Origin of the sequence: Macellibacteroides sp. (genome assembly GCF_050251695.1) — a bacterium.
GTDB lineage: Bacteria > Bacteroidota > Bacteroidia > Bacteroidales > Tannerellaceae > Macellibacteroides > Macellibacteroides fermentans.
Genome location: NZ_JBFWMI010000005.1, coordinates 1 through 8,851, shown reverse-complemented (window position 1 = coordinate 8,851; position 8,851 = coordinate 1). Strand labels below are relative to the sequence as shown.

4 protein-coding genes are annotated in these 8,851 nt (G+C 41.4%); all 4 read left to right on the top strand.

What is annotated here, in order from left to right:
• Nucleotides 1–2,171, top strand: a 2,171-nt coding sequence (locus AB7E53_RS01500) for a M16 family metallopeptidase (protein WP_446773743.1), incomplete at its 5' end; no start/stop codon positions are given.
• A 243-nt stretch (nt 2,172–2,414) separates the two neighbouring features.
• Nucleotides 2,415–4,700 (top strand): NADP-dependent malic enzyme, encoded by a 2,286-nt coding sequence (locus AB7E53_RS01495; RefSeq protein WP_446773741.1) that lies wholly within the window; start codon nt 2,415–2,417, stop codon nt 4,698–4,700.
• A 232-nt stretch (nt 4,701–4,932) separates the two neighbouring features.
• Nucleotides 4,933–7,512: a DUF5686 family protein gene (locus AB7E53_RS01490; protein ID WP_446773739.1), complete on the top strand. Its 2,580-nt coding sequence runs from the start codon at nt 4,933–4,935 to the stop codon at nt 7,510–7,512.
• Nucleotides 7,513–7,522: 10 nt separating this feature from the next.
• Nucleotides 7,523–8,827: a Na+/H+ antiporter NhaC family protein gene (locus AB7E53_RS01485; RefSeq protein ID WP_446773737.1), complete on the top strand. Its 1,305-nt coding sequence runs from the start codon at nt 7,523–7,525 to the stop codon at nt 8,825–8,827.
• Nucleotides 8,828–8,851 lie beyond the last annotated feature (24 nt).

The following is an 8,851-nucleotide window of genomic DNA, read 5'->3' as shown; positions in this document are numbered from 1 at the left end:
TAAAGAATCCGTCTATCACTAAAATCAAAGAATATTATAAGACATGGTACGTACCTAATAACATGGCCATCTGTCTTTCGGGCGATTTTGATCCAGATCAGATGATTCAGGTTATCAAGACCTACTTTGGCACTATGCCTAAAAGTGACTCAATCCCCACCCTCTCGTTAGCAAAGGAACCCGAAATTACGGAGCCTGTACAGGCTGAAGTACTCGGACTGGAAGCCGAAAATCTTGTTCTTGGCTGGAGATTCCCGGGTGTTGCGGCAGACTCGACCGGTATGCTTGATCTGATCGGTCAGATTATGAGTAACGGACAGGCCGGATTGATCGACCTGAACCTGATTCAGCAGCAGAAGGTACTCAGAGCCAATGCAGGCACTTATGCTATGGCCGACTATTCTGCTTTTGTTATGATGGCTACTCCAAAGCAGGGGCAGACTCTCGAGCAGGCAAAAGACCTGTTGTTGGGCGAAATTGAGAAACTGAAAACAGGCGATTTCGATGAATCACTGATCGAAGCTTCGATAAACAACCTTAAGCTTTACCAGATCTACCGCATGGAGAGCAACGCCGGAAGGGCCAATTGGTTTGTAAATTCATTCATTAATGGAGTAGATTGGAAAAATGCTGTAACCAAACTTGATCGTACCAGCAAGATTACAAAAGAGGAATTGGTAGCTTTTGCTAAAAAGAATTTTGGCAACAACTATGCTGTTGTATACAAAAGACAGGGAAAAGACCCCAACGAATTGAAGATTGCCAAACCGGCTATCACGCCTATCGTGATGAACCGCGACACAAGCAGTGCTTTCCTTGAAGAGATCAAAGCTGCAAAGGTGACTCCTATTGAACCTGTATTTCTTGATTACTCGAAAGATATGGGACAGTTTAAGGCTAAGTCTGATATACCCGTTCTATATAAACAAAACGTAACCAACGACCTGTTTGATATTTTGTACGTTTACGAGATGGGTAATAACAACGACAAATTGCTGGGTACTGCTTTCCAGTATCTAAAGTATCTGGGTACTTCTAAGATGACACCTAAACAGATTCAATCCGAATTCTATAAGCTGGCTTGTTCATTCGATGTATTCAGCAGCAACGAAAGAGTTTATGTGTCTCTAAGCGGATTAGGAGAAAACATGCCGAAAGCTTTGGCTTTGTTCGAAGAATTGCTGGCTGATGCGCAGGTTAACAAGGAGGCTTATACCAACCTGGCTGCCGACATATTGAAAAATCGTTCCGATGCAAAGCTTAACCAAGGTGCTAACTTTAATAAATTGATGCAGTATGCTATATGGGGACCTGTTTCTCCGGATAAAAACATACCATCGGCATCCGAATTGAAACAGCTTAATCCGGACGAGCTTATTAAGAAAATCCATACGATGACCTCTTTCCAGCACCGAATCCTCTATTACGGACCGATGTCGCAGGAGGCTCTTACTGCCGAATTAAATAAATCACATCGTGTTCCCGAGAAGTTGCTTCCTGTTCCGGCCGGAATCGACTTCAAGCAACAGGTTATTACCGAACCGAAGGTTTTATTGGCCAAGTATGATGCCAAACAGATTTATATGTCTATGGTTTCCAACAGAGGTGAAACATTCGATCCGGCCATTGATCCGGTTCTCTCGTTGTATAATGAATATTTTGGAGGAAGCATGAATGCCATCGTTTTCCAGGAAATGCGTGAAGCAAGAGGATTGGCTTACTCGGCAGGTGCCAGCTTAAATACACCATCCAAACTTAAATATCCGTATATTTATCAATCGTTTATTGCTACGCAGAACGACAAAATGGCTGATGCCTTAAAGGCGTTCCATTCCATTATTGATGATATGCCCCAATCAGAAAAGGCGTTCAACCTGGCAAAAGATGGTTTAATTACCAGACTGCGCACCGAACGAATCATCAAGTCGAATGTGTTATGGAATTATATCCAGGCTGAAGACCTCGGACTGAAAACGGATACCAGAAAAGCTTTGTTTGAGCAGGTGCAAAAAATGACATTACAAGACGTTAAGGCTTTCCAGGAAAAATGGATCAAAGGACGTAAATATATTTACTGCATCCTTGGTGACGAGAAAGACCTTGATTTGAAAAATCTTGAAAGTTACGGACCGATACAAAGGTTAAGTCAGGAAGATATCTTCGGATATTAATTCATTTTCATCTGTTTAGCCTTATTTAAGGAGGAGAATTTTCAAAGGATTCTCCTCCTTTTGCTTTGTAAAAGAGAAAGATACAATTTACGACTTGTAGATATTATATCTGTTAGCCAAACTATTTGTAAGTAAAAAAGCCATTATATATAATAATTTATTACTTTTGTCTGCAAAGTTCAAAGGTTTAACGCAAGCACATTAAAAGTTAAAGCCGACTAACGTTACAAAATATATAAGTCAATGGGTAAGATAACAAAAGAAGATGCTCTTCGGTATCATGCCGAAGGAAAACCGGGGAAAATAGAGGTGATTCCCACCAAACCATATAGTACACAGACAGATTTATCACTGGCCTATTCACCAGGTGTGGCTGAACCTTGTCTTGAAATTGAAAAGAATCCGCTGGATGCGTACGAATATACTGCCAAAGGTAATCTGGTTGCGGTAATTTCGAACGGTACGGCTGTTTTAGGTTTAGGGGATATAGGTCCGCTGGCCGGAAAGCCTGTTATGGAGGGAAAGGGCCTTTTATTCAAAATATTTGCAGGTGTAGATGTGTTTGATATTGAGGTTGACGAGAAGGATCCCGAAAAATTCATTCAGACAGTAAAAGCCATCGCCCCCACTTTTGGAGGTATAAACCTGGAAGATATCAAGGCCCCCGAGTGTTTTGAAATTGAAACCCGACTGAAAGAGGAGTTAGACATCCCGGTTATGCACGACGATCAGCATGGAACTGCCATCATTTCCGGAGCTGGATTAATCAATGCCCTCGAATTGGTTGGTAAAAATATTGAGGATGTACGGATTGTGGTAAATGGAGCCGGAGCTGCCTCGATATCATGTACCAAGCTGTATGTGATGCTGGGCGCAAAGATGGAAAATATCATTATGTGCGATAGTAAAGGGGTTATTTCCACACATCGTACCGATCTGAATGCTTCCAAGAAAGCCTTTGCAACTTCTTTGGATATTAAAACCCTTGCGGAAGCCGTTAGCGGGGCTGATGTATTTCTGGGTCTTTCGGTTGCCGACGTACTAACCAAGGAAATGGTGCAGACAATGAATGACAATCCCATTGTATTTGCACTGGCCAATCCAAATCCTGAAATCTCGTACAGCGAGGCCATGTCATCACGCGAGGATATTATCTTTGCCACCGGCCGTTCCGACTATCCGAATCAGATTAACAACGTACTGGGCTTCCCCTATATTTTCAGAGGTGCATTGGACGTAAGAGCAAAAGCAATCAACGAAGAGATGAAGCTTGCTGCTGTAAAAGCAATCGCCTCTCTGGCTAAAGAGCCTGTACCGGATGTGGTAAATGCAGCTTACAAACTAAAACGCATGAGTTTTGGAAGAGACTATATCATACCCAAGGCACTTGACCCCCGTTTGCTTACCCGCGTATCAAGTGCTGTGGCTAAAGCAGCAATAGAATCCGGAGTGGCGCGGAAGGAAATTACCGACTGGAATAAATACGAGAACCACCTGCGCGAAATGATGGGCTACGACAACAAAATGATGCGCTCGTTTACGGATATGGCTAAAGCTAATCCTAAACGTGTTGTTTTTGCCGAAGCAAACCATGTAAATATGCTGAAAGCTGCAGCCGAAGCTAAGGCTGAAGGTATCTGTTTCCCCATCCTGCTTGGTAACGAAGACCGTTTGGCAAAGATAGCCAAAGAAGAGAACATCAGTATGGAAGGCATGGAGATTGTGAATCTGCGTCACGACCGCGAACTGGAACGCTGTCGCCGATATGCCAAAAAGCTTGTGGAAAAGAAACAGCGTGAAGGTATGACTTATGCCGAAGCTTGCGAAAAGATGTACGACAGGAACTGTTTCGGAATGATGATGGTTGCTTCTGGCGATGCCGATGCTTTTGTTACCGGTGTATATAGCCGCTATTCTGAAACCACCAAGCTTGCCGAACAGATTATCGGTATTCGTCCCAGTTATAAATATTTTGGCACCATGAACATTGTAACCTCCAAGAAGGGAACATTTTTTATTGCCGATACTCTTATAAACAGACATCCTTCTACCGAGGTATTGATCGACATTGCTCGCCTTACCCACGATGCCGTTAAATTCTTTGCCAACGAGCCTACAATGGCTATGATCTCTTACTCTAACTTTGGTGCCGACAATCAGGGTAGTCCGGTTAAGGTTCACGATGCAATAGCTCATCTGCACGCAAACTATCCCGAGATTCAGATCGACGGCGAAATGCAGGTAAACTTTGCACTGAACAAGAAATTAAGAGATGATACGTATCCGTTCAACAAGGTAAAAGGCAAGGATGTAAACACGCTTATTTTCCCGAACCTGAGCTCGGCAAACAGTGCTTACAAGCTTTTATTGGAAATGGGTGTTGTTGAGACCATCGGACCGATACAGATGGGATTAAATAAACCGATTCACTTCACAGATCTTGAAAGTTCTACACGCGACATTCTGAATCTGACCACAGTGGCTGTTGTTGATGCTATTGTACAGGAACAGATTGACAAAGCTAAATAAGCGGACTTAAAGGACATTATAACATAGCGTAATCTGAAAACTCATAAGAGGGTTGAACAGATTACGCTATTTGCTTGTTAACTATCTGCAATCAGGTGAAAGGATTAGTGCAAAATAATATATTAGGTATTCTAACGTCTGTTATAGATTATTAAAGGCTTAAAACCTTTCCTTATTTAAGAAAACTTGTACCTTTGCACAAATATTTTCCTAAAGGAACAATTAGCGTTAAATGGCAAAAATTATCCGTAACATATTTCTGTTTGTCCTGCTTCTGGCCGGATCGAGCAATTCTGCCTTGCTGGCACAACGAATCACATCGGCTTCAGGTATTGTAAAAGATTCAATTACAGGTGAGCCAATGTCGTACGTTTCTGTAATTTTTGAGAATTCTACCATTGGAACGATGACAGATGACAATGGTTTGTTTACGCTTCAAAATGACAGGGGGCTGACCAAATTGCTGGTTTCTTCGCTTGGTTACGAAAACAAGCGTGTAAACTTATCGGCAGGAAAGAAAAACGAAGCTTTATCAATATTAATACGTCCTACAACCATTCAGATTTCAGAAGTTGTAATTAAACCGACTAAAGAAAAATACACTAAAAAAGATAATCCCGCGGTAGAACTCATTCGCAATGTTATTGAGCGTAAAAACGACAACCGCATTGAAGCAAAAAGCGCTTATCAATCCGAAAGGTATGAGAAGCTGAGCATTGCTCTTGATAATTTTAATCCCAACCTGGATAAGAATAAGTTCCTCAAGAAATTTAGTTTTATCAAGAATTACCTGGACACATCCGAATTCAATGGAAAACCTATTTTAACGGTGTCTGTTCGCGAAACATTGTCCGACATTTATTACAGAAAAGATCCCAAATCAGAAAAGATCTACACAAAGGGTCAGAAACTGCAAGGGATTGACAAATCGCTGGATGAAGGTGGAATAACTTCCAACCTGCAGGAGATCTTTCAGGGAATCAACATTTTCGACAATAACATTAACATTCTGCTAAACCGGTTTGTGAGTCCGCTCTCATCAACCTTGGCTACCTCCTATTACAAATATTACATTATGGATACCGTAATGGTGGGGAATAACGAATGTATTGACCTGGCTTTTGTTCCGTTTAACAGTCAGAGTTATGGCTTTACCGGAAGATTGTTTGTTACAACAGATGGTCATTTTGCCATCAAGAAGTTTCTGTTGAATGTTCCTTCCAACATCAATCTAAACTTCGTAGATAATTTGCGAATTACACAGGAATTCAAACAAATGCCAGACAGTACCTGGGTACTTGATCAGGAAAATACATTCATTAATTTTTATGTAATAAAGGGAGCTCAACAGCTTTATGCCCACCAGATGAGGAGTTATAACAATTATAACTTTTCTACTCCACCCGACTCTGTATTTGATGTTTTAGGGAGCAACATCGTATTGGAAAGCGCCATAAACCAACCGGATAGCTTTTGGGTAGCAAACAGGCACGTGCCTTTAAAAGAAAAAGAAAATGCTCTTAAGGATCTTTTGGCTGAACTACGTAAGGTCCCGGCATTCAATGTAATGATTAAAACGGCCGAAATCCTTATTTCGGGATATATCCAGACCGGCAAAGACCGTAGTACAAGCAAATTTGACTTCGGACCGATGAACACGACTTTCAGTGCGAATCAGATTGAGGGATTCCGTATGCGGGTTGGCGGGATGACAACAGCCAATTTCCATAAACACCTTTTTGCCAGTGGATTTATGGCTTACGGAGCAACCGACCGTAAACTTAAGTATAACGGTAAATTGACCTGGGCATTCAACAAGAAACAGTATCACGAGGGTGAAAATCCCAGAAATAATTTATCGTTGATGCATGAATACGATATTTATACTCCTGGCCAGGACTTCCTGTTTACCAGCAAGGATAATATATTTGTTGCCTGGAAGGTTGGAGAACCTATTACTAAAATGAGCTACATCCGTAAAACCATGCTATCATATGAGAAAGAATGGTTAAACGGACTCACATTCAAGACATGGGTTCGTAATCAAAATGACGAGCCAACAGGTACGCTCCGTTACACGAAACGTGATGCCTACGGTAATATGTACCGGATCAATGATATTACGACCAGTGAAGCAGGTGTCCAACTCCGCTTTGCTCCAGGTGAACGTCCGTACAGTGGAAGAGCCGGGAAAGAGTCGGTATTCAACCTTTCAAAGGATGCTCCGGTGTTTAAGATCTCCCATCAGATGGGACTGAACAATGTATTAGGAAGTGAGTATAGTTATAACCATACGGAGGCTTCTGCTGAGAAACGTATTTGGCTTTCATCGTTCGGACATATCGACACAAAGATAAAAGCAGGTAAGGTATGGGACAAAGCTCCATTTCCATTACTTATTTTACCCAATACAAACCAGTCTATCACCATTCAACCCGAAGCATTCCATATGATGAGTGCTCTTGAATTTGTAACAGATCAGTATGTATCTCTGGATGTAACTTATTACCTGAAGGGATGGATATTAAATAGAATTCCGGGAGTAAACTGGCTTAAACTTCGTGAAGTTGTTTCATTTAATGCAATATACGGCGGACTTTCTGACAAGAACAACCCAATGAAGACACCTGATCTTTTTATGTTCCCTGAAGGAACACAACCGTTAGGAGATCGTCCTTACATGGAAGCAAGTGTAGGTTTGGAGAATATCTTCAAGATTCTTCGCGTTGATTATTTCAGAAGATTGAGTTATCTTGACAATTCAAATATTAAAAAGAGTGGTGTACGTATTGCTCTAAGATTTTCATTCTAAAAACGGTATAATGGATAATAAGGATACGGTGAAAACACCTTACAACCATACACCCAATGCATGGGCTTTATTTCCTTTGGTCGTTTTTCTCTTTACATATTTGGTGGTATCTATTCTTGCCGGCGATTTCTATAAAATGCCTATCACAGTTGCATTTTCAATAGCATCGGTTGTTGCAATTGCCCAATCGAAAGGAGGAAAACTCAATAACAGGATTGAGCAGTTTTGCAGGGGGGCAGCCAATTCAAACATTTTATTGATGGTGCTGATTTTTATTCTTGCCGGAGCTTTTGCCCAAACCGCCAAAGCAATGGGCGCCATCGATGCTTCCGTAAATCTAGCCTTGTCCATCTTACCAGACAATCTATTGGTAGCCGGAATATTTATCACTGCGTGTTTTATCTCGCTATCGGTAGGCACCTCTGTAGGAACTGTCATAGCCCTTACACCCGTTGCGGCAGGTATTGCTCAGAAAACGGGACTGGATCTTTCCCTTATGGTTGGTGCTGTAGTTGGAGGAGCTATGTTTGGCGACAATCTTTCTTTCATTTCGGATACAACAATCGTAGCAACACGTACCCAGGGATGCAACATGTCTGATAAATTTAAGGCGAATGTACTAATTGCTCTTCCTGTAGCTGTTGCTACCACTCTCATTTATATTATCACTTCTCAATCTGCACTTCCGAATACAGGTTCGGTAACAATCGATTGGATTAAGGTTATCCCCTATCTTGTAGTTCTCATTACTGCCATTTCCGGAGTTAATGTACTTCTAGTTTTATTGATTGGAATCGTATTATCCGGTTTTGTAGGCTTACTGACGGGTGGATTCGGCATTTGGGAATGGACCGCCTCCATGGGATTAGGTATAAATAATATGGGAGAACTGATAATTGTTACACTTCTTGCTGGAGGTATTCTGGAAATGATACGCTTTAATGGTGGGATTGACTGGATCATATTAAAGCTTACTTCTCATGTAAGAACCGCCAGAGGCGCCGAACTTAGCATCGCTGGCTTGGTTAGCTTTGCCAACTTATGTACCGCAAACAATACGATTGCACTCATTATGGCTGGACCAATAGCTAAAGACATTGCCACAAATTTTAATATCCCAGCTAAAAGATCGGCCAGTATTTTAGATATCTTTTCTTGTTTTGTACAGGGAACTATACCTTATGGCGCTCAATTGCTGATGGCATCCGGACTAGCTATGATATCTCCCATTGAAATAATGCAGAATCTCTATTATCCCTATCTTCTGGGATTTACAACATTATTGATAATCTTACTACGAAAACGAAAAGTATAATACAATTTCATATACAAAAAAAAG

Excerpts from the sequence above, each read along its gene's own strand:
- AB7E53_RS01495 (WP_446773741.1), top strand. The coding sequence starts at position 2,415 with ATGGGTAAGATAACAAAAGAAGATGCTCTTCGGTATCATGCCGAAGGA.
- AB7E53_RS01485 (WP_446773737.1), top strand. The coding sequence starts at position 7,523 with ATGGATAATAAGGATACGGTGAAAACACCTTACAACCATACACCCAAT.
- AB7E53_RS01490 (WP_446773739.1), top strand. The coding sequence starts at position 4,933 with ATGGCAAAAATTATCCGTAACATATTTCTGTTTGTCCTGCTTCTGGCC.